This window comes from Microbacterium sp. (assembly GCF_036823965.1).
Classification (GTDB): Bacteria; Actinomycetota; Actinomycetes; order Actinomycetales; family Microbacteriaceae; genus Microbacterium.
Genome location: NZ_DAITBE010000001.1, coordinates 231,213 through 251,385, shown reverse-complemented (window position 1 = coordinate 251,385; position 20,173 = coordinate 231,213). Strand labels below are relative to the sequence as shown.

Here is a 20,173-nt window from a genome sequence, read left to right as displayed (position 1 = left end):
CGAAGGCCGCCGACACCCTCGGGAATCGGCGGCCTTCGTGCGTGCGCTGCGAGTCGATCAGCGACCGCGGATGCGCCGAGTGGCGTCCTGCACCTCGCCGACCAGTTCCTCGAGGATGTCCTCGAGGAACAGCACGGCGGTGGTCTGCCCCTGCGCGTCGCGCACCTTCGCCAGGTGGCGCCCCGCGCGGCGCATGACCGCGAGCGCGTCCTCCAGGTCCGTGTCCTCCTGCACCGGCACCATGTGGTGGACGCGCTTGGCCGGAACCGGCTGGATCATCTTGATCTCGGCATCCGGTCCCTCGGACGCCCGGAGGATGTCCTTCAGGTGCACGTAGCCGATCGGAGTCGCATCGTCGTCGACGATCACATAGCGCGAGAACCCGTAGCGGGCCACCGCCTTCTCGATGTCGTCCGGAGTCGTGGACTGCGGCAGCGTCACGAGCTCGCTCAGCGGCACGGCCACGTCGCGCGCCTTCTTGTCGCTGAACTCGACCGCGGCCGCCACCGTACCTGCGGCATCCATCAGCACACCCTCTCGGCGAGACTGGCTGACGATCGTCGCGACCTCGTCGAGCGTGAAGGTCGAGGCAGCCTCGTTCTTCGGCTCGACGCGGAACAGCCGCAGCACGCCGTTCGCGGCGGCGTTCAGCACCCAGATCACCGGCATGAACACCTTCGAGACCCACACGAGCGCCGGGGCGAGGATGAGCACGGCGCGATCCGGCACCGAGAACGCGAGGTTCTTTGGCACCATCTCGCCGAAGACCACGTGCAGGAACGACACGATCAGCAGCGCGATCGTGAACGACACGGCATCGACGGCGGCGTCCGGCAGCCCGACGGCGTGCAGCGGCACTGCCAGCAGGTGGTGGATGGCGGGCTCCGACACGTTCAGGATCAGCAGGGAGCAGATCGTGATGCCGAGCTGCGAGGTCGCGAGCATCAGCGTCGCGTGCTCCATGGCGTACAGCGCCGTCTTGGCAGCGCGCGATCCCTGTTCTGCGCGCGGCTCGATCTGCGAGCGCCGCGCGGAGATCACCGCGAACTCGGCGCCGACGAAGAAGGCGTTGGCCACGAGCAGCACGACCAGCCAGGCGAGTCCTCCCCAGTCGCTCATCGGGTGGCCTCCTCATCGCTCATCGACGGACTGGGGACGTATCTGACGCGATCGACGCGGCGGCCGTCCATCCGGACGACCTGCAGGCTGCCGCTGTCGAGCGGCACCTCGTCGCCGACCACCGGCACGCGCTCGAGCACGCTCATCACGAATCCTCCGACCGTGTCGTACACCTCGCCCTCCGGCACATCCACGCCGGCGCGCTGGCGCAGCTCATCGGGTCGCAGCTCGCCGGGGAACGTGACGCCGTCACGGCCCCTGATCACGCCGGCCCTGGTGCGGTCGTGCTCGTCGGCGACCTCGCCGACGAGCTCCTCGACCAGGTCCTCCAGGGTCACGAGACCGGCGGTTCCGCCGTACTCGTCGACCACGATCGCGAGCTGGTACCCGCGGGCCCGGAGCTCCGAGATGAGCGCATCGACGTGCACGGTCTCCGGCACCCGCAGCGGCTCGGTCGAGAGCGCCCCGACCGGCACATCGGTGCGACGATCGCGGGGCACCGAGATCGCGGCCTTCAGGTGCACGACGCCGGTGATGTCGTCGAGGTCCTCGTCGTAGACGGGGAAGCGGCTGTGCCCGGTGCGGCGGGCGAGCTGGATGACGTCGTCGGCCGTGTCTCCGGCCGCGATCGCGTGCATGCTGGGGCGCGCCGTCATCACGTCGGCAGCACTGAGCCGCGAGAACGTGAGCGTGCGGTCGAGCAGCGTCGCTGTGTCGGCCTCGAGCACGCCGGCGCTCGCAGATCGGCGGACCAGCGACGAGAGCTCCTCGGCGCTGCGCGCGCCGGAGAGCTCTTCCTTCGGCTCGATGCCCATGCTGCGCAGCACGCCGTTCGCGCTGCCGTTCAGCACGACGATCGCGGGGCGGAACACGGTGGTGAACGCCGTCTGGAACGGGATCACGAGCTTGGCGGTCGCGCGCGGCAGGGCCAGCGCGAAGTTCTTGGGGACGAGCTCACCGAGGATCATCGAGAGCACGGTGGCGACGAACATCGCCACGATCGTCGCGATGGGAGCGACAGCGACCTCGGGGATGTGCCAGGCGACCAGGGTCGGACGCAGCAGATTCGAGAGCGCCGGCTCCATCGTGTATCCGGTGAGCAGCGTCGTCAGGGTGATGCCGAGCTGGGCCGAGGAGAGATGCGTCGACGTGTGCTTGAGGGCACTGATCGTGAGTGCGAGGCGGGTCTCGCCTCGTGCCTGTCGAGCCTCGAGTTCAGCACGATCGAGATTGACCAGCGCGAACTCGCTCGCGACGAAGAGGCCGGTGCCGACCGTGAGCAGCAGCCCCACGCCCAACATGATGTAGTCCATCAGCGGTTCCTCTCCGGTGCGAGAGGCGGACAGTGGGGCGAGGTACTACAACTGGGAGGGTCGTCCATTATGCAGACGATTCTACCGAACCCGAGCGCTCTCACGCTCGTGCGCGCCGAGTTTTCCGCGCGGGTGCCTCACCAGCTGACCGGCAGGGCCTTCCCCTCCTCGTAGCCCGCTGCGGACTGCAGGCCGACCACGGCGCGCTCGTGGAACTCCGGAACGCTCGCCGCGCCCGCGTAGGTGAAGGAGGAACGCACGCCGGAGGTGATCATGTCGAGCAGGTCCTCGAGACCAGGACGCAGCGGGTCCAGGTAGATGCGGGACGAGGAGATGCCCTCGGCGAACAGCTCCTTGCGCGCCCGCTCGTAGGCGTCGAGCCTGCCGAACCGGGCCTGCACCGCCTTGGTCGACGCCATGCCCCAGGACTCCTTGTAGATGCGCCCGTCGTCGTCGGTCTGCAGCTCCCCCGGCGCCTCGATCGTGCCGGCGAACCAGGAGCCGACCATGACGGATGCCGCACCGGCCGCGAGCGCCAGTGCCACATCGCGGGGGTAGCGAACGCCGCCGTCCGCCCAGACGTGGGCACCGAGCTCCTGCGCCGCCTGCGCGGTCTCCAGCACGGCAGAGAACTGCGGACGCCCGACCGCGGTCATCATGCGCGTCGTGCACATGGCGCCCGGCCCGACGCCGACCTTGAGGATCGATGCTCCGGCATCGACGAGGTCCTTGACGCCGTCCGCCGTGACGATGTTGCCGGCGACGATCGGCAGCCCGAGGCCGAGCTCCGATACCGTTCGCAGCGCCCGGAGCATCCCGTCCTGGTGGCCGTGCGCGGTGTCGAGCACCAGCACGTCGACCCCGGCGCCGGCGAGCGCGCGAGCCTTGGCCGCGACATCGCCGTTGATCCCGACGGCGGCGGCGACCACGAGCCGACCGTCGGCGTCGAGCGCTGGACGGTACAGCGTGGAGCGCAACGCGCTGCGGGCGCTGAGCGTGCCGACCAGGTGCCCGTGGTGCACGACGGTGACCATCTCGACCTCGGCGTCGGTGATCACGTCGAACGCGTGCCGCTCCGATCCGATGTCGTCCGCGTCGATCGAGGGCGTCCCAGCACGCACGAGGTCGCCGAGCTGCGCATCGGGCAGCGCGGTCGCGAGGCGCGTGGCGGGAAGGATGCCGAGAATTCGATCGACCTGCACCGGTGCCGGTCCCTGCGCCACCACGATCCCGTGTCCCGCCGTGGCTGGGAGCAGGCGGAGCGCATCGGCGACGGATGCCTCCGGCGGCAGCACGAGCGGGGTGTCCCACAGGACGGGCTGCGCCTTGACCTCGCGGATCGCCGAGTCGAGATCCTGCAGCGGCATGTCCTGCGGCAGGACGCCGATGCCCCCACGGCGTGCCAGCACAGCGGCGAGCCGAGGGCCGGTGACGGAGTTCATGTTCGACGCGACCAGCGGGAGTGTGGCGGGTGTGCCGTCGCGCGGCGCCAGATCGACCTGGAGGCGACTCGTCACCGCGGATCGTCGCGGCACCAGGAACACGTCCGAATAGGTCAGATCGACAGTCGGCAGCGCACCAGAGAACTCCATGTCTCCACGGTACCGAGATCGCGGCGTGTACGGCGGGTTGCTTCGACGATTGCCGGTGCGAAACACGTTAGGCTTGACGATCGAGAGTGTGCGAACCCGGGCGCATGACCGCGCCCGTGATCAGCACAGTGTGCTTCAGCGATGAAAGAGGGCGATCGAGAGTGTCGAACCAGGTGACCGGCGTCGGAGGCGACGGGGGGTTCGGAGCCAATTCCTGGCTCGTCGAAGAGCTCTACGAGCAGTTCAAGGAGAACCGCGACTCCGTGGACAAGGAGTGGTGGCCGATCCTCGAGAAGTACCACTCCGAGACCGCAGCACCTGCCGCGCCCGCCGCGGCGCCAGCAGCATCCGGGGAGTCGGCGACTGCCGCGCACCCGGTGACCGCGCCGATCCCCGTGATCGGCTCGCAGCCCGTCGCCAGGACGACCACGAAGCCGGCAGCAGCAGCTCCCATCCCCGCGCAGGCTCCGAAGCCCACCGCGAAGGAGACGCAGGACGCCGCCGAAGAGGACAAGGTCACCCCGCTCCGCGGCCTGCCCAAGACCCTCGCAGCGAACATGGACGAGTCGCTGACCGTCCCGACCGCCACCAGCGTGCGCACGATCCCGGCGAAGCTGATGATCGACAACCGCATCGTCATCAACAACCACATGGCCCGCACGCGCGGCGGCAAGATCAGCTTCACGCACCTCATCGGCTGGGCGCTCATCCGCACGCTCGACGAGTTCCGCAGCCAGAACGTGTTCTACGCCGAGATCGACGGCAAGCCCTCCGTCGTCGCGCCGGCCCACGTGAACCTCGGCATCGCGATCGACCTGCCCAAGCCGGACGGCACGCGCGCGCTCATGGTGCCCAGCATCAAGCGCGCCGACACCCTGAGCTTCAGCGAGTACCTGGTCGCCTACGAAGACCTCGTCACCCGCGCCCGCAACAACAAGCTCACCGCAGCGGACTTCCAGGGCACCACGGTGTCGCTGACCAACCCGGGCGGCATCGGCACCGTGCACTCCGTGCCGCGTCTGATGAAGGGCCAGGGCTGCATCATCGGCGCCGGCGCCCTCGAGTACCCGGCCGAGTTCCAGGGTGCCAGCGCGCGGACGCTCAACGAGCTCGCGATCGGCAAGACGATCACGCTCACGAGCACCTACGACCACCGCGTCATCCAGGGTGCCGGCTCCGGCGAGTTCCTCAAGAAGGTGCACGAGCTCCTGATCGGGCAGCGCGGCTTCTACGACGACATCTTCGCCGCACTCCGCATCCCGTACGCGCCGATCCGCTGGAACCCCGACATCGCGGTCGACCTCGCGGAGCGCGTCGACAAGCAGTCCCGCGTGCAGGAGCTCATCAACTCCTTCCGCGTGCGCGGCCACCTCATGGCCGACATCGACCCGCTCGAGTACGTGCAGCGCTCGCACCCCGACCTCGAGATCGAGAGCCACGGCCTCACGTTCTGGGACCTCGACCGCGAGTTCGTCACCGGCGGCTTCGGCGGCCGTCGCGTCGCGAAGCTGCGTGACATCCTCGGCGTCCTGCGCGACTCCTACTGCCGCACGCTGGGCATCGAGTACATGCACATCCAGGACCCGGAGCAGCGCCGCTGGTTCCAGGAGAAGGTGGAGGTCAAGTACCAGAAGCCCGGCCATGACGAGCAGCTGCGGGTCCTCCGCAAGCTCAACGAGGCCGAGGCCTTCGAGACCTTCCTGCAGACGAAGTTCGTCGGCCAGAAGCGCTTCTCCCTCGAGGGCGGCGAGTCGCTCATCCCGCTGCTCGACGAGATCCTGCAGGGTGCGGCGACAGCCGGACTCGACGGTGCGGCGATCGGCATGGCCCACCGAGGCCGCCTGAACGTGCTCACCAACATCGCCGGCAAGACCTACGGCCAGGTGTTCCGCGAGTTCGAGGGAACCCAGACGCCGGGCAACCAGCGCGGCTCCGGTGATGTGAAGTACCACCTGGGCACGGAGGGCACCTTCGTCGCAGACGACGCGTCGGAGCTGCCGGTCTATCTCGCAGCCAACCCCTCGCACCTCGAGACGGTCGACGGCGTGCTGGAGGGCATCGTCCGCGCGAAGCAGGACCGCAAGCCGATCGGCACCTTCGCCTGGCTGCCGATCCTTGTGCACGGCGACGCCGCCTTCGCAGGCCAGGGTGTCGTGGTCGAGACGCTGCAGATGTCGCAGCTGCGCGGCTACCGCACCGGCGGCACGATCCACGTGGTCGTGAACAACCAGGTCGGCTTCACGACCACCCCGAGCGACGGACGCACGTCGATCTACGCGACCGACGTCGCCAAGACGATCCAGGCGCCGGTGTTCCACGTGAACGGCGACGACCCGGAGGCCGTCATCCACGTCGCTCAGCTCGCGTTCGAGTACCGCGAGCGGTTCCACCGCGACGTCGTGATCGACCTCGTCTGCTACCGCCGACGCGGCCACAACGAGGGAGACGACCCCTCGATGACGCAGCCGCTGATGACCGACCTGATCCAGGCGAAGCGCTCGGTCCGCCGTCTCTACACCGAGTCGCTCGTCGGACGTGGTGACATCACCGAGCAGGAGTACGACGAGGCCAAGGCGGACTTCCAGAACCGTCTCGAGATCGCGTTCGCCGAGACCCACGCCGCAGAGACCGGGGCGACGCCGATCGCTCCGGAGCTGCCGCCGGTCGAGGACCAGGTCGGTGCACCCGATGTGACCGGTGTGCCGAGCGAGGTCATCCAGTTGATCGGCGATGCCTTCGTGAACAAGCCAGAGGGCTTCACGGTGCACCCGAAGATCAACCAGCTGCTCGAGAAGCGTCTCGACATGAGCCGCAACGGCGGCATCGACTGGGGCTTCGGCGAGCTGCTCGCCTTCGGATCGCTGCTGGTCGAGGGAACGACCGTCCGTCTCGCAGGACAGGATGCTCGTCGCGGCACCTTCGTGCAGCGCCACGCGTCGCTGCACGACCGGGCCAACGGCCAGGAATGGCTGCCGCTGTCGAACCTGTCGGATGCACAGGGCCGGTTCTTCGTCTACGACTCGCTGCTCAGCGAGTACGCCGCGCTCGGCTTCGAGTACGGCTACTCGGTGGAGGCGCCTGAGGCGCTCGTGCTCTGGGAAGCGCAGTTCGGCGACTTCGTCAACGGTGCCCAGTCCGTGATCGACGAGTACATCTCGGCGGCCGAGCAGAAGTGGGGACAGCAGTCCAGCGTCACCCTCCTGCTCCCCCACGGATACGAGGGCCAGGGGCCGGACCACTCGTCCGCCCGCATCGAGCGCTTCCTGCAGCTGTGCGCGCAGGACAACATGATCGTCTCCCGCCCGTCGACCCCCGCGTCGTACTTCCACCTGCTGCGTCGCCAGGCGTACGCGCGTCCTCGCAAGCCGCTCATCGTCTTCACCCCGAAGGCGATGCTGCGTCTGCGCGGCGCCACCAGCCCGGTCGAGGACTTCACGCAGGGCCGCTTCGAGCCCGTGATCGACGACCACCGCGATCTCGACCGCTCGGCCGTCAAGCGCGTGCTCGTGCACTCGGGCAAGGTGCACTGGGATCTGCGCACCGAGGTCGAGAAGAACCCGAACCCGGAGGTCGCGCTGGTCCGTCTGGAGCAGCTCTACCCGACGCCGATCGAAGACCTGAAGAAGGTCACCGACTCGTACCCGAACGCCGAGCTGGTGTGGGTGCAGGAGGAGCCGGAGAACCAGGGCGCCTGGCCGTTCCTGGCGCTCGCCTTCGCTGATGTCCCCGGTGACCGCACGTTCCGCCCCGTCGCCCGCACGGCCTCGGCATCGCCCGCGACCGGTTCGTCGAAGGTGCACGCCGCCGAGCAGGCGACTCTGCTGCGAGAAGCGCTCACGGTCAGCTGATCGAACGCACAGAGGGGCGCCCCGACTGCTCGTCGGGGCGCCCCTCTGTGCGTGCGGAGGTGTTCAGTACCAGATGTCGAGCGAGGGCGCCGGCAGCGCGATGAACGCCCGGTCGAGCTGATCGGCGACCGCAGCGGTCGTCACGATCTTCCCCGCACCGCGCAGCGTCTCAGCGCGGACCGCGCCGGCGTAGATCGACGACAGCGCCGAGACGCCGAGCGTCGCGTCCGCATCCGCGTCGCTGCGCTCGACCGTCGCCGCACCCGCTCCGTCGACGCGCAGGCGCCACGTCCCCTCGGTGAAGTCGAGCGGATCCTCGATGCGCAGGACGAGGTCGAGCGGCGCCGAGTATCGGCGGGCCTCGAGCGTCCGCGGCAGATCGAGGATGCGCAGCCAGCCGTGGTCGTGGATCTCCTGCTTCACGCCGCGCTGGTCGGCGACCAGCCACGGCAGCGGATCGTCAGGCGTCTGCAGGTCGGCCGACACCTCGTCGACGAGGTCGTGCTGCAGCGCGAAGCGCCACAGCGCCGCGCGGGCGTCGGCCGTATCGGCGAAGAGCGCCCGGACGCGCAGGCTGAAGCGGAACGTTCCGCCGGTGTCCTCCAGGGAGTACACGATCACGCCGCGCACCTCGCCGTCCTCGTCGAGGTAACGGACGCCGCGCACCTTGTCCCGATCCGTCTCACCGGGTGAGACGCCGGCGTAGCCCTCCCAGCGCTCCGGCCAGCCGGGGATGCGTCCTGACCGGGTCACCCGATCGCGGTCGTGCACGGATGCCATGTCCTCGACCAGCTCTTCGCGCTCGCGGTACTCCAGACGGCCTGCGGGCGCATGACCGCCCCAGCCTGCTCGGCGAGTGTCGACCGTGTACCGGACGGCAGGCAGCGCTGCGCCGAAGCCGTACCGGGCGTAGATCGTCGCCTCGGACACCGTGAGGCCCGCGAGCGGCACGCCGGCGGATGCCGCTGCACGCAGTTCGCCCTCGAGCAGCGACCTGGCGATGCCGCGACGGCGATGCGTCGCCGCCACCGTCACGCCGCTGATCGCCCACATGTCGATCTCGCCGCCGGGGATCGTCATCGGCGTCACCCACGCGTCGACCGTGCCGATCGGCTTGGCGTCGTCTGCTGCATCCTGCTCGAACACGCCGACGGTTCGTCGTGTCGTGAGGGTCTTCCGGTCGTGGGTCAGCGACTCGGTCGTCGGCTCGCCGCCGAGGAACCCTCGGTGCACGGCTCGCTGGAACGGAACCGCTCTGGCCGCGTCGTGCTGGTCGACGACGCGGTAGTCGAGACCGCGGTTGCTCAACCGCTCCCGAGAGGTCTGGTCAGCCGGAACTTCACGGTGATCGATGCTCGTCATGACTCCAGCCTAGAGTCGCCGGCCGACATCGGCGGCAGCCGATCAGTGCTGGGCTGACTGCACCTCGCGCAGGCGTGCGAACACCTGGTCGCGGAGCTCCTCCGGAGCGGTCTCCTTGCAGGCCCGCGCCACGACCTCGGTCAGGGTGGTGGCGACGAGCGCCTCATCCCGGCAGGACGGGCAGTTCTCGAGATGCTCGCGGATCTCGGTGTGCTCGGTGTTGCACACCTCGTTGCGGAGGTACTCCTCCAGATCCTGACGGGCTTTGTCGCAGCCGCAGTCGCTCATTTCGCGCTCCTCGTGTTCTCAGCCGCGGCGATGCCCCGCTCCACGGCGTAATCAGCCAACAGCTCCCGCAGCATCCGCCTGCCACGATGCAGGCGACTCATCACGGTGCCGATGGGCGTCTTCATGATGTCGGCGATCTCCTGGTAGGCGAATCCCTCGACGTCCGCGAGGTACACCGCCAGCCGGAAGTCCTCCGGAACGGCCTGCAGTGCGTCCTTGACGACGGATGCCGGCATGCGGTCGATCGCCTCCGCCTCGGCCGAGCGGCTGTGCGATGCCGTCGTCGACTCCGCGCCGCCGAGCTGCCAGTCCTCGAGCTCGTCGATCGTGCCCTGGAAGGGCTCGCGCTGCTTCTTGCGGTAGATGTTGATGTACGTGTTGGTCAGGATCCGGTACAGCCAGGCCTTGAGATTCGTGCCCTGCGAGAACGTCGCCCACGACCCGTAGGCCTTCACGAACGTCTCCTGCACGAGGTCTGCGGCGTCCGCGGGATTGCGCGTCATACGCATCGCGGCGGCATAGAGCTGATCCATGAACGGGATCGCCTGCTCCTCGAACTCCTGTCGAGGGTCGCCGACGGTGTCTGCTGTTACGGTGTCATCCATCACCGGCCAGTCTAGGCCGCTGATGTCCACCGTTTCGCGTTCCAACGTGGCGAGCATGCTGTCTCCTTCTCGGCGGGTGCGCCGCTGTTCACTAAGGTGGAAACCGATGAGCGCCAACAGGTATTCCCCTCCCCCGGTCAGCGGTGCCTACATCGCGCCCGCCAGCACCGACGCCGTGCACGCCACCCTGACGATTCCCGGCTCGAAGTCGCTCACGAACCGCGAGCTCATCATCGCCGCGATCGCCGACGGACCGGGCCGTCTGCTGGCCCCGCTGCACTCCGACGACTCGCGCCGCATGGTCGATGCACTGCGTGCACTCGGCGTCGGGATCGAAGAGGTCGACGCAGGTGGCGAGTTCGGCCCCGACCTCGTCGTGACCCCTGCGAAGCTCACCGGCGGCGTGACGATCGACTGCGGCCAGGCCGGCACCGTGATGCGCTTCATCGCGCCGCTCGCCGGCCTCGCTTCCCGCGACGTGCATCTGACTGCGCACGAGACGGCGCTGCACCGCCCGATGGGGGGACTCATCAGCGCGCTGCGCGACCTCGGCGTCGACATCGACGACGAGGGCACATGGTCGCTGCCGTTCACGATCCGCGGTCATGGACGCATCCGCGGCGGCCGTGTCGAGATCGACGCATCCGCATCGAGCCAGTTCGTCTCCGGTCTCCTCCTCGCGGCTCCGCGGTTCGACGTCGGCCTGCACCTCGTGCACACCGGCGAGCACCTCCCGAGCCTCCCCCACATCGACATGACGATCGAGGCGCTGAGCCGCCGCGGCATCCGCATCGAGCGACCGGCGGTCGGCGAGTGGCTCGTCGAGGCAGGCGTTCCCCGCGCCAAGGAGATCGCGATCGAACCCGATCTCTCCAACGCAGCGCCGTTCCTCGCCGCTGCCCTGGTCACCGGCGGATCCGTCACGATCACCGGCTGGCCGGCGCACTCGACGCAGCCCGGCGCCCTGCTCCCCGAGATCCTGCAGGCGATGGGCGCGCACACGAGCCGTCACGGCGGCGCCCTCACCGTCCGGGCCGGCAGCGCGATCCACGGCATCGACATCGACCTGGCTCCGGCCAGTGAGCTCACCCCGACGATCGTGGGTCTCGCGGCGTTCGCCGAGTCGCCAACGACGATCCGCGGCATCGGCCACATCCGCCTGCACGAGACGGATCGGATCGCGGCCCTGATCGGCAACATCCGTGCGCTCGGCGGCGAGGCCGAGGAACTGCCGGACGGACTGCGCATCATCCCCCGCCCGCTGCACGGCGGCGGGTGGGCAGCACACCACGATCACCGCATGGCGACGACGGGTGCGCTGATCGGCCTCAAGGTGCCCGGCATCGAGATCGACGAGATCGGCACGACCGCGAAGACGCTTCCCGAGTTCACACTGCTGTGGGAGCGGATGCTGGGAGGCGCTGGCGCGTGAGCTGGCTCGACGACACCGACGACCTCGACGACGAGTTCGAGGACTTCGACGAGAGCAGCATCCGCGCGCGTCCGAACCCCAAGGCCAACCGACCGCGGACGAAGCGCCGCCCGGCCCACGAGGATGCGGTCATCGGACGGGTCCTCGGTGTCGACCGCGGGCGCTACACGGTCCTGATCGACGAGGACACCGATGACGAGCGCACCGTCAGCGTGACGCGCGCCCGTGAGCTGCGACGCAATCCGATCGTGACCGGCGACCTGGCCCGCGTCGTCGGCGATGTCAGCGGTGACGAGGGAACGCTCGGCCGCATCGTCGGGATCGTCGAGCGCACGTCACTGCTCCGCCGCAGCGCCGACGACACGGATCAGGTCGAGCGCGTGATCGTCGCGAATGCGGACCAGATGCTCGTCGTCGTCGCGGCGGCCGACCCGGAACCTCGCGCACGGCTCGTCGACCGCTACCTGGTGGCCGCCCTCGATGCCGGCATCCGGCCGCTGCTGGTCGTGACGAAGACCGATCTCGCCGACCCGACGCACTTCCTCTCCCACTTCGACGGCCTCGACCTCCGCGTGTTCACGAGCGCGAGAGACGAGATGCCCACGGCGGAGATCGGCGCGGCACTCGTCGGTCACACCACGGTGTTCGTTGGCCACTCGGGCGTCGGCAAGTCGACGCTCGTGAACGAGCTGGTGCCGACCGCGCTGCGAGCGACCGGACACGTCAACCAGGTCACCGGACGCGGCAGGCACACATCGTCATCCACCGTCTCGCTGCGCTACGAAGGCGCCGACGGCAACGGCTGGGTCATCGACACCCCCGGCGTCCGATCCTTCGGGCTCGGACACGTCGATCCGGCCAACATCCTCGCCGCGTTCACGGAGCTCGCGGAGATCGCCGAGGACTGCCCACGAGGGTGCACCCACCTCACCGACGCCCCGGACTGCGCGCTGATCGAAGCCGCCGAACGAGGTGACCTCAGCGAGACCGCTCTGGCGCGTCTGGACTCGCTGCAGCGACTGTTGCAGACCTTCGCTGACAAGGCGGAGCAGACTCCCGGCCGATAGGCTGGACGGGTGACTCAGCGCCTGGAATCCGGAACCCCTGCCCCCGACTTCGCCCTGCTCGACCAGGACGGTTCGACGGTCCGTCTCGCGGATCTGCGCGGACAGAAGACGATCCTGTACTTCTACCCGGCCGCCATGACGCCAGGGTGCACCACCCAGGCCTGCGACTTCCGCGACAGCATCTCGTCGCTCCAGGGCGCCGGGTACCGCGTGATCGGCATCTCGCGCGACGAACCGGCGAAGCTCGCCGAGTTCCGTGACCGTGACGGCCTGACCTTCACGCTGCTCAGCGACCCCGACCATGCCGTGCACACCGCGTATGGCGTCTGGGGCGAGAAGATGAACTACGGCAAGGTCGTCGAGGGCGTCATCCGCTCCACCTTCGTCCTGGACGAAGAGGGCGTCGTGACCCTCGCGCAGTACAACGTGAAGGCCACCGGCCACGTCGCACGACTGCGCAAGCAACTCGGCATCGACGCCTGACACCGACGTTCAGGGCCGTCGGCTGAGACGCGCCCTGTTCAGTCGGCTTCGCGTTGCACGCTCTCGGCGCGCGCGCTCGCGATCAGCAGCGCGAATCCGATGACTCCGGGGATGCCGACGCCGATCGTGAACGCCCAGGGAACCGGCTGCAGCGTGAGCGAGGCCAGGGCGATCGCCACGGCGAGCACCTGGAACACCACGCCACCCGAACGGGCCCAGGAGCGGCCGGCGCGGGCGCCGAACGCGAACGCGATCAGGCAGGCGGCGCCGATCAGGGTGAGCACGATGAGCGCGATCGCGGTCGGCAGCGACGAGGCGTCACCGGCACCGAGACCGGCGAGTTCGATGACGGCGAAGACGACCAGCGCGATGCCCTCGAGAGCGAGAACGGCCGCAGCCGTCAGGGCGAGTCGCGGTGCACGCACGGAGTCTCCTGAGAATCGAATGAGAAGGACGAAAACCCTTGATTTCGTGGGTTTCATGTAACAGAATAGACAGCGTCATGTGCTCCCACAGCGGCGTGGGGCGGACGATCCGTCCGCATCACAAAACGCGGGCATCCGTCCGCATTTGAACAGGGTAACGGATCCCGAACCGTCACCCGAATCGAGCCATCGCGTCGCGATCGTTCTTGAGAATCCACACTGAGGAGCCCCCATGGATTGGCGCGACAAAGCCGCCTGCTTGACTGTCGACCCCGAGCTGTTCTTCCCCGTCGGGAACACCGGACCCGCGGTCGATCAGATCGAGAAGGCGAAGACTGTCTGCGCCACCTGCACGGTGACCGAGATCTGCCTGCAGTACGCACTCGAGTCCAGCCAGGACTCGGGCGTCTGGGGCGGCCTCTCCGAAGACGAGCGCCGCGCCCTGAAGCGCCGCGCAGCACGCGCCCGCCGCGCGTCCTGAGACCGAGACGAGAAAGACCCGACCTGCCGCACGGCAGTCGGGTCTTTTCTGCTTCTCGGGTCGGATCGCCTCAGGGCTTGAGCCACCGCAGCGGGATGTCGATGACCACCTCGGTGCCTGTGCCTTCGCTTCCGTGCCACTCGATGCTGCCGCCGAGCTCGCCCTGGATGAGTGTGCGGATGATCTGCGTGCCGAGGCCCTGACCGATGCGACCTTCGGGCAGGCCGCTGCCGGTGTCGTGCACCGTGACCCTGAGGTTCTCCTCGGTGCGAGCGGCATCGATCGTGATGAGTCCCTCCTGACCTGCGAGGCCGTGCTCGACCGCGTTCGTCACGACCTCGGTGAGGGCGAGCGCGAGCGGTGTCGCGTATTCGCTCGGCAGCACGCCGAACCGTCCGGTCGACCGCGTCTGCGCGCGCGTGTTGGGTGCTGCCGCGACCTCGGCGACGAGCTTCAGCACGCGGTGGAAGACCTCGTCGAAGTCGACCTTCTGCGTGAGCCCCTGCGCGAGCGTGTCGTGCACGACCGCGATCGAGTCCACGCGTCGCATGGCCTGCGTCAGCGCGTCCCTCGCCTCGTCCGAGTGCGTGCGCCTGGCCTGGATGCGCAGCAGCGATGCCACGGTCTGCAGGTTGTTCTTCACACGGTGATGGATCTCGCGGATCGTGGCGTCCTTGGTGATGAGCTCCTGCTCCTGATGACGGAGCTCGGAGACGTCGCGGCACAGCACGATCGCGCCGATCCGCGTGCCGTGATCCTTCAGTGGGATCGCGCGCAGCGAGACGGTGACCCCCCGGGCTTCGACATCCGTGCGCCAGGGGGCGCGACCCGTCACGACGACCGGGAGCGACTCGTCGACCTGTCTGGACGGCGGGATCAGCCGTGTGGTGACCTCTGCGAGGGACTCCCCCTCCAGCTCGTCGTCGAAGCCCATGCGATTGAAGGCCGAGAGCGCGTTGGGGCTCGCGAAGGTGGTGATGCCGTCGACGTCGATCCTGATCAGACCGTCCGACGCACGAGGAGCGCCGCGACGGGGAGAGGTGGGGGCGGCGAGATCGGGGAAGCTCCCATCCGCGATCATGCGGAACAGGTCGTTCGCGCACTCGTCGAAGGTGATCTGCTGGCGAGAGGGGGTCCGCGCCTCGCCGAGGTTGGTGTGACGGGTCACCACGCCGATCACTCGCGGCTCGGTCGCACCCTTGCGGCGCTCGATGACGATGGGAACAGCTCGCACCCTGGTCGGCGTCTCCTCGAACCAGTCCGGCGAGGAGGAGTCGATGATCTCGGCCGTGTCGAACGCGGCCTGCACCTGCGTGCGCCACTGCGGGCGCACACGTTCGCCGACGATGTCGCGATAGAACAGGGTCGCCGCCCCGCTCGGGCGCGCGTGCGCGACCGCGATGAAGGAGTTGTCGTCCGCCTGGATCCACACCACGATATCCGCGGATGCGAGGTCGGCGAGCAGCTGCCCGTCGCCGGCGAGTCGATGAAGCCATTCGACGTCGCTCTCGGTCAGGAGTCCCTGGGCTTGGGCGAGATCACTGAGGGTTGACACCCCTCCAGCCTAGGCCGAGTTCCCTCAGAGCACCGCCAGGGACGTGGCGCGCCAACGCCGGTCCAGGCCCTCCAGACGGATCGCCACGGCGCGGGTGCGACCTGGCCCCGCCACCACGACGACCGCCTCGATGATGCCGTCGGCCGGCTCCGTCACTCTCAACGACAGGATCGCGAACGTCGGTCGCGTCGGCGCGACGCCTCTTGCACTGCGTGCCCGCGCGGACAGGTTCGCCCTGCTCACGAGCGTGCGGTACGCGTCCTCGCTGAACCAGCGCGCCAGTTGGTCGACCTCACGGACACCAGCCAGTGCCTCGAGCACTCCCTGCGTCAGTGCGCGCAGCAACGGCGCGGGGTCAGGGAGCGCCGCGGTCGCGGTCGGCTGCGGTGCGAAGTACTCGTGCAGGATCATGATGTGCTCTCCGTCGGGGATTCCGGGTGACAGTGGAGCACGTCCTGAGCCGCCGCGGAGCGGTCGGCAGAAGGAATGTGGATAACTCGTACATGCCCTCCGGCGCTGTCCTACGCTCGGTCCCGTGCATTGGGACCGCCTGTTCGAAGACCTCGAAGGTCAGCTCGCCGCCGAATGGGAGAGCGAGCGAGCCGCGCTGAGCGCGGAATCCGAACGGCTTCGCATCTCCCGCCTGGATCTGCGCAGCCGGCTGCGGCTGATGTGCGAGGTGGGAGCGTCAGTCGCGATCGAGCTGGCGAACGGCCGCAGACTCCCGGTGACCGTCCGCACGCTCGGCGCGGACTGGATCGCAGTGGAGTCGGCCCCGGGCGACGATGTGCTCCACGGTCGTTCGGTGCGCATCGTGCCGCTGCAGGCCGTGCGCGGCATCCGCACAGATCACGGCACGCTCCTTTCGAGCCTCGAGACCACCGCCGAATCCGACACCGCCCTCCGCGAGCGCATGACCTTCGGCTTCGTCCTGCGCGACCTCGCACGGCGACGCGTTCCCGTGCATCTCAGTCTGCTGATCGGCGACGACGTGCATGGCACGATCGATCGAGCCGGTGCGGATCATCTCGACCTCGCCGTCCACGATGCCGGAACCGCGCGTCTGGCCGGAGCGGTCCAGGGGTTCCGGCTCATCCCGTTCTCCGCCGTGGCAGCGGTGCGGACGCCCGGAGATCACCGGCCCTGAACGGTCGATGTCCCCCACATCTCGGGGAAGCTCGCCGTCTGGGACTGCCGCCAGAGCGCCATGCGCCTGGCGACCTCCGACTGCTCGGCCAGATACTCCTCGATGCTCGCCTCTTCGATGCGCCATCTCGCAGGAGATCCGAGCTGTGCCCCCCGCAGCTGCCCGTCCTGCACGAGCCCGATGACCTCGTCGACGCCGAGCTGCAGCAGCTCAGCCACTTGAGCGGGGGCGAGATGCTGCCGGAGCGACGCGGATGACTTTGTCATGCGCCCATTGTTCCGCACCGATATGCCAGCTATCGATACCCGATGCCACCTGTGGATAACTCCCGAGCTGCGGCCCGGGACTCTGTGACGATACCGACATGAGCTTCCTCTCCCGTCAGCGCCGTGCATTCCGCGGTGATGCCCGCTTCTTCATCGGCATCGCGTTGGTCGCGGTGTCGATCGCCGGCGTCTGGTTCCTGGTCTCAGCCGCAGATGACGTCACGCCGGTCCTCCAGGCGAGCCGAACCATCACACAGGGCGAGGCCCTGACCGCAGACGACTTCCGCGTCGCGGAGGTCGGCCTCGGCGTGCTCGCCGATCGATACATCGCGCCCGACGAACTGAGACCAGGACAGATCGCATCTCGAACGCTGCGGAAAGGAGAGCTGGTGCCGACCTCCGCGACGACCGAAGCGTCGACCGCTCGTTCCACGACGATCGTGGTGGAGAGCAGCACGCCGATCCCGCGCGACATGGATACGGGCAGCGTGGTCGAGCTCTGGAGCGCGCCGCCGCTCGACGACGGACGATCATACGACGCGCCCCGGATCCTGGTCGCCGACGTGATCGTGCGCGACGTGGTCGAGGCGGAAGGGATGCTCGCCGAGTCCGGTGCATCAGTCGAGCTCGTGATCGACCGCGCCGACGTCGCAGACGTCCTCGCCGCGGTGATGGGCGGCTCCGCGCTGTCCGTGGTCCCGATCGGCTCCGGCTCATGACATCCGTGATCGTCGCGATCCGAGAACCACGGGCGAGCGAGCTCGCGGCAGAGCTGGAGCTCGAGGGCATCACGGTCATCGCGACGGTCGATCCGTGGACACGATCGTTCCAGGATCTGCTTCCCGAGGCCGAGATGATCCTCATGCCGTCGGATCGCTCCATCCTCACATCGGAGGTGGTCTCGTCCTGCGACCGAGCCGGAGTGCGCATCATCATGCTGGGCGATGCCGACAGCCGTGCGCTCGGGCGGCTCGGCCTGAGCGGTGTCCTCCCGACCGACGCTGCTGGATGGCAGGTCGCCGCAGCGCTGGCCGCCGCCCCGACCGGAGCACCACCGATCTCGATCGACGCATCGCCGACGCGTCGACTGATCGCGGTCTGGGGGCCTCATGGAGCGCCAGGACGATCCACGATCGCGATCCAGCTCGCCGCCGAGTTCGCCCGCCGCGGGCGGCACGCGGCGCTGGTCGACGCGGACACGGTCGCCCCATCCCTCGCGCTGCTCCTCGGGCTCAGCGATGACGCACCGGGGATCGCTGCCGCCTGTCGCCGCGGCGAACTCGGCGGGCTCGACAGCCAGGAGCTCACCAGGCTGGCGACGGTCTTCGAGACGAGCGGCGGTGAGATCGACGTCTTCCCCGGCATCAACCGGCCGAGCAGATGGCCCGAGCTCTCCGCCGGGCGGCTCAGCACTGCGCTGCATGCTTGCCGCGATTGGGGCGAGGAGACGATCGTCGATGTCGCAGCGTCGTTCGACGCCGATGATGAGGCGACCTACGACCTCGCGGGTCCGCGACGACATGCCGCCACCACCTCGGCGCTGCGAGCGGCTGATGCGATCGTCGCCGTCGCATCGGCCGACCCCGTCGGCATCAGCCGATTCCTCCGCGACCATGCGGAGCTCCGTCGCCTCACGGCACCGACGCCCATCACTGTGGTGGTCAATCGCGTCCGCTCAGGACCGCTCGGTATCGACGCGCGCGGACAGGTCAGACGGACGCTCGAGCGGTTCGCAGGGATCACGGATGTCACGTTCCTGCCGTTCGATCAGCGTGCGGCGGATGCTGCTCTGCTGCACGCTCGAGCGATGGCCGACCTCACACCGCGCTCACCCTTCGTCGCCGGGATCCGCGCACTCGCCGCCGCCATGACTCCGACGACGTCGGCGGCTACTGCCGGTAGCTCGCGAGGAAGTTCCCGAGGCGTTCGACTGCTTCGCTCAGCACTCGGGTCTCGGGCAGCGTCACGAGACGCAGATGATCGGGCGTCGGCCAATTGAACCCGGTCCCCTGCACCAGCAGCATGTGCTCGGAGACCAGCAGATCGTAGACGAGCTTGCCGTCGTCGCGGATCTCATGCACGTTCGGATCGAGCTTGGGGAACGCGTACAGCGCACCCTGCGGCTTGACACAGGAGACGCCAGGGATGCTCTGCAGTCCCTCCCATGCGACATCCCGCTGCTCATGCAGACGACCGGTCGGCGCGATCAACGCATCGATGGACTGGACGCCCGAGAGCGCCGCCTGCACCGCGTGCTGCGATGGGACGTTGGGGCACAGACGCGTCGACGCCAGCAGCGTGATGCCCTCGATGAAGCCCTTGGCGTGCGCCTGCGGGCCGGTGATCACGAGCCACCCCGACCGGTAGCCCGCGACGCGGTACGTCTTGGACAACCCGTTGAAGGTGAGGCAGAGCAGGTCCGGAGCAAGGGTCGCGGTCGGGATGTGCACCGCGTCGTCGAAGAGGATGCGGTCGTAGATCTCGTCGGAGAGCAGGAGCAGCTCGTGCTCGCGGGCGATCTGGACCATGCCCTCGAGGATCTCCCTCGAGTACACGACGCCGGTGGGGTTGTTCGGGTTGATGATCACGAGCGCCTTGGTTCGCGGTGTGATCTTCGCCCGGATGTCCTCGAGGTCCGGCTGCCAGTCCTGCTCCTCGTCGCAGAGGTAGTGCACCGGCGTGCCGCCGGCCAGGCTCGTCATGGCTGTCCAGAGCGGGTAGTCGGGCGCAGGGATGAGCACCTCGTCGCCCTCGTCGAGCAGCGCCTGCATCGTCATCGTGATGAGTTCGGAGACCCCGTTGCCGAGATAGACGTCGTCAGGACCGAACCGAGGGAAGTCCTCGATCTCCTCGTAGCGGCTGACCACGGCACGCCGCGCCGAGATGATGCCCTTGCTGTCGCTGTAGCCGTGCGCGTTCGGCAGCGCCGCGAGCATGTCGTGCACGATCTGGTGCGGGGCGTCGAACCCGAAGATCGCCGGATTCCCGGTGTTGAGCTTGAGGATCTTGTGACCCTCCGCCTCGAGCCGCGCCGCCTCGACGAGTGCGTTTCCGCGGATCTCGTACAGGACGTTCTTGAGCTTCGACGACTGGTCGAAGTGGCGCGATGGTGTCATCGATCAAGCCTACAGGGACGACGAGAGGGCCAATCCACCAGGACTGGCCCTCTTGTCGGTCACGCTCGGTCGAC

General features: G+C 68.6%; 19 protein-coding genes. 8 read left to right on the top strand and 11 right to left on the bottom strand.

Features of this window, described 5'->3' with window-relative positions; genetic code table 11:
* Positions 1-57: 57 nt before the first annotated feature.
* The 3 genes from V7Z82_RS01150 to V7Z82_RS01140 form a co-directional block, all read right to left on the bottom strand.
* Positions 58-1,119, bottom strand: a complete 1,062-nt coding sequence (locus V7Z82_RS01150) for a hemolysin family protein (RefSeq protein WP_334147123.1) — start codon at positions 1,117-1,119, stop codon at positions 58-60.
* Entirely contained in the window at positions 1,116-2,432 is a 1,317-nt protein-coding gene (locus V7Z82_RS01145; protein ID WP_334147120.1) for a hemolysin family protein, read from the bottom strand. Before V7Z82_RS01145 ends, V7Z82_RS01150 begins: the two co-directional genes overlap by 4 nt.
* 137 nt (positions 2,433-2,569) lie before the next feature.
* On the bottom strand, positions 2,570-4,024 hold the full coding sequence (locus V7Z82_RS01140; RefSeq protein ID WP_334147116.1) for a GuaB1 family IMP dehydrogenase-related protein: 1,455 nt from the start codon (positions 4,022-4,024) through the stop codon (positions 2,570-2,572).
* A 161-nt stretch (positions 4,025-4,185) separates the two neighbouring features.
* On the opposite strand from V7Z82_RS01140, the gene V7Z82_RS01135 reads away from it, so the two are divergent.
* The gene (locus V7Z82_RS01135) at positions 4,186-7,872 is read left to right on the top strand and encodes a multifunctional oxoglutarate decarboxylase/oxoglutarate dehydrogenase thiamine pyrophosphate-binding subunit/dihydrolipoyllysine-residue succinyltransferase subunit (protein WP_334147114.1); all 3,687 of its coding nucleotides are present in this window, start codon (positions 4,186-4,188) and stop codon (positions 7,870-7,872) included.
* A 63-nt stretch (positions 7,873-7,935) separates the two neighbouring features.
* Here V7Z82_RS01135 and V7Z82_RS01130 read toward each other — a convergent pair whose 3' ends face one another.
* The 3 genes from V7Z82_RS01130 to V7Z82_RS01120 are packed head-to-tail and all read right to left on the bottom strand — an operon-like array spanning position 7,936 to position 10,184.
* On the bottom strand, positions 7,936-9,234 hold the full coding sequence (locus V7Z82_RS01130; RefSeq protein ID WP_334147112.1) for a GNAT family N-acetyltransferase: 1,299 nt from the start codon (positions 9,232-9,234) through the stop codon (positions 7,936-7,938).
* A 42-nt stretch (positions 9,235-9,276) separates the two neighbouring features.
* Complete coding sequence (locus tag V7Z82_RS01125; RefSeq protein WP_045280625.1) at positions 9,277-9,522, bottom strand: zf-HC2 domain-containing protein; 246 nt, start codon at positions 9,520-9,522, stop codon at positions 9,277-9,279.
* Positions 9,519-10,184, bottom strand: coding sequence for a sigma-70 family RNA polymerase sigma factor (locus tag V7Z82_RS01120; RefSeq protein ID WP_442927522.1), 666 nt, complete (start codon positions 10,182-10,184; stop codon positions 9,519-9,521). Before V7Z82_RS01120 ends, V7Z82_RS01125 begins: the two co-directional genes overlap by 4 nt.
* A 49-nt stretch (positions 10,185-10,233) precedes the next feature.
* On the opposite strand from V7Z82_RS01120, the gene aroA reads away from it, so the two are divergent.
* The 3 genes from aroA to bcp are packed head-to-tail and all read left to right on the top strand — an operon-like array spanning position 10,234 to position 13,109.
* A complete protein-coding gene (gene aroA / locus V7Z82_RS01115; protein ID WP_334147107.1) occupies positions 10,234-11,559 on the top strand; it encodes a 3-phosphoshikimate 1-carboxyvinyltransferase in 1,326 nt (441 codons plus the stop codon).
* On the top strand, positions 11,556-12,626 hold the full coding sequence (gene rsgA, locus V7Z82_RS01110; RefSeq protein ID WP_334147105.1) for a ribosome small subunit-dependent GTPase A: 1,071 nt from the start codon (positions 11,556-11,558) through the stop codon (positions 12,624-12,626). The genes aroA and rsgA overlap by 4 nt, the downstream gene beginning before the upstream one ends.
* A gap of 9 nt (positions 12,627-12,635) precedes the next feature.
* Positions 12,636-13,109, top strand: a complete 474-nt coding sequence (gene bcp / locus V7Z82_RS01105) for a thioredoxin-dependent thiol peroxidase (RefSeq protein WP_334147103.1) — start codon at positions 12,636-12,638, stop codon at positions 13,107-13,109.
* A gap of 38 nt (positions 13,110-13,147) precedes the next feature.
* Here the strand turns inward: bcp and V7Z82_RS01100 are convergent, their stop codons facing one another.
* Positions 13,148-13,534 carry a hypothetical protein gene (locus tag V7Z82_RS01100; RefSeq protein ID WP_334147101.1) on the bottom strand — a complete coding sequence of 129 codons (387 nt, stop codon included), beginning with the start codon at positions 13,532-13,534 and terminating at the stop codon, positions 13,148-13,150.
* 232 nt (positions 13,535-13,766) lie between these two features.
* Here V7Z82_RS01100 and V7Z82_RS01095 point away from each other — a divergent pair, with 232 nt between their 5' ends.
* A complete protein-coding gene (locus V7Z82_RS01095; RefSeq protein WP_028503730.1) occupies positions 13,767-14,015 on the top strand; it encodes a WhiB family transcriptional regulator in 249 nt (82 codons plus the stop codon).
* 70 nt (positions 14,016-14,085) lie between these two features.
* On the opposite strand, the gene V7Z82_RS01090 is transcribed toward V7Z82_RS01095, so the two are convergent.
* Together V7Z82_RS01090 and V7Z82_RS01085 are read right to left on the bottom strand one after the other, a co-directional pair.
* Positions 14,086-15,570 (bottom strand): sensor histidine kinase, encoded by a 1,485-nt coding sequence (locus V7Z82_RS01090; RefSeq protein ID WP_045280631.1) that lies wholly within the window; start codon positions 15,568-15,570, stop codon positions 14,086-14,088.
* Positions 15,571-15,594: 24 nt separating this feature from the next.
* On the bottom strand, positions 15,595-15,981 hold the full coding sequence (locus V7Z82_RS01085) for an Rv3235 family protein (protein ID WP_334147083.1): 387 nt from the start codon (positions 15,979-15,981) through the stop codon (positions 15,595-15,597).
* 124 nt (positions 15,982-16,105) lie between these two features.
* Between V7Z82_RS01085 and V7Z82_RS01080 the strand changes: the two genes are divergently transcribed.
* Positions 16,106-16,717, top strand: a complete 612-nt coding sequence (locus V7Z82_RS01080) for a hypothetical protein (RefSeq protein ID WP_334147082.1) — start codon at positions 16,106-16,108, stop codon at positions 16,715-16,717.
* Here V7Z82_RS01080 and V7Z82_RS01075 read toward each other — a convergent pair.
* Complete coding sequence (locus tag V7Z82_RS01075; RefSeq protein WP_334147080.1) at positions 16,705-16,983, bottom strand: helix-turn-helix domain-containing protein; 279 nt, start codon at positions 16,981-16,983, stop codon at positions 16,705-16,707. The genes V7Z82_RS01080 and V7Z82_RS01075 overlap by 13 nt on opposite strands.
* Before the next feature lie 98 nt (positions 16,984-17,081).
* On the opposite strand from V7Z82_RS01075, the gene V7Z82_RS01070 reads away from it, so the two are divergent.
* Entirely contained in the window at positions 17,082-17,702 is a 621-nt protein-coding gene (locus V7Z82_RS01070) for an SAF domain-containing protein (protein WP_334147077.1), read from the top strand.
* Positions 17,699-18,982 (top strand): AAA family ATPase, encoded by a 1,284-nt coding sequence (locus tag V7Z82_RS01065; RefSeq protein WP_334147075.1) that lies wholly within the window; start codon positions 17,699-17,701, stop codon positions 18,980-18,982. Before V7Z82_RS01070 ends, V7Z82_RS01065 begins: the two co-directional genes overlap by 4 nt.
* Here V7Z82_RS01065 and V7Z82_RS01060 read toward each other — a convergent pair.
* On the bottom strand, positions 18,873-20,099 hold the full coding sequence (locus V7Z82_RS01060; protein WP_334147073.1) for a pyridoxal phosphate-dependent aminotransferase: 1,227 nt from the start codon (positions 20,097-20,099) through the stop codon (positions 18,873-18,875). The genes V7Z82_RS01065 and V7Z82_RS01060 overlap by 110 nt on opposite strands.
* Positions 20,100-20,173 lie beyond the last annotated feature (74 nt).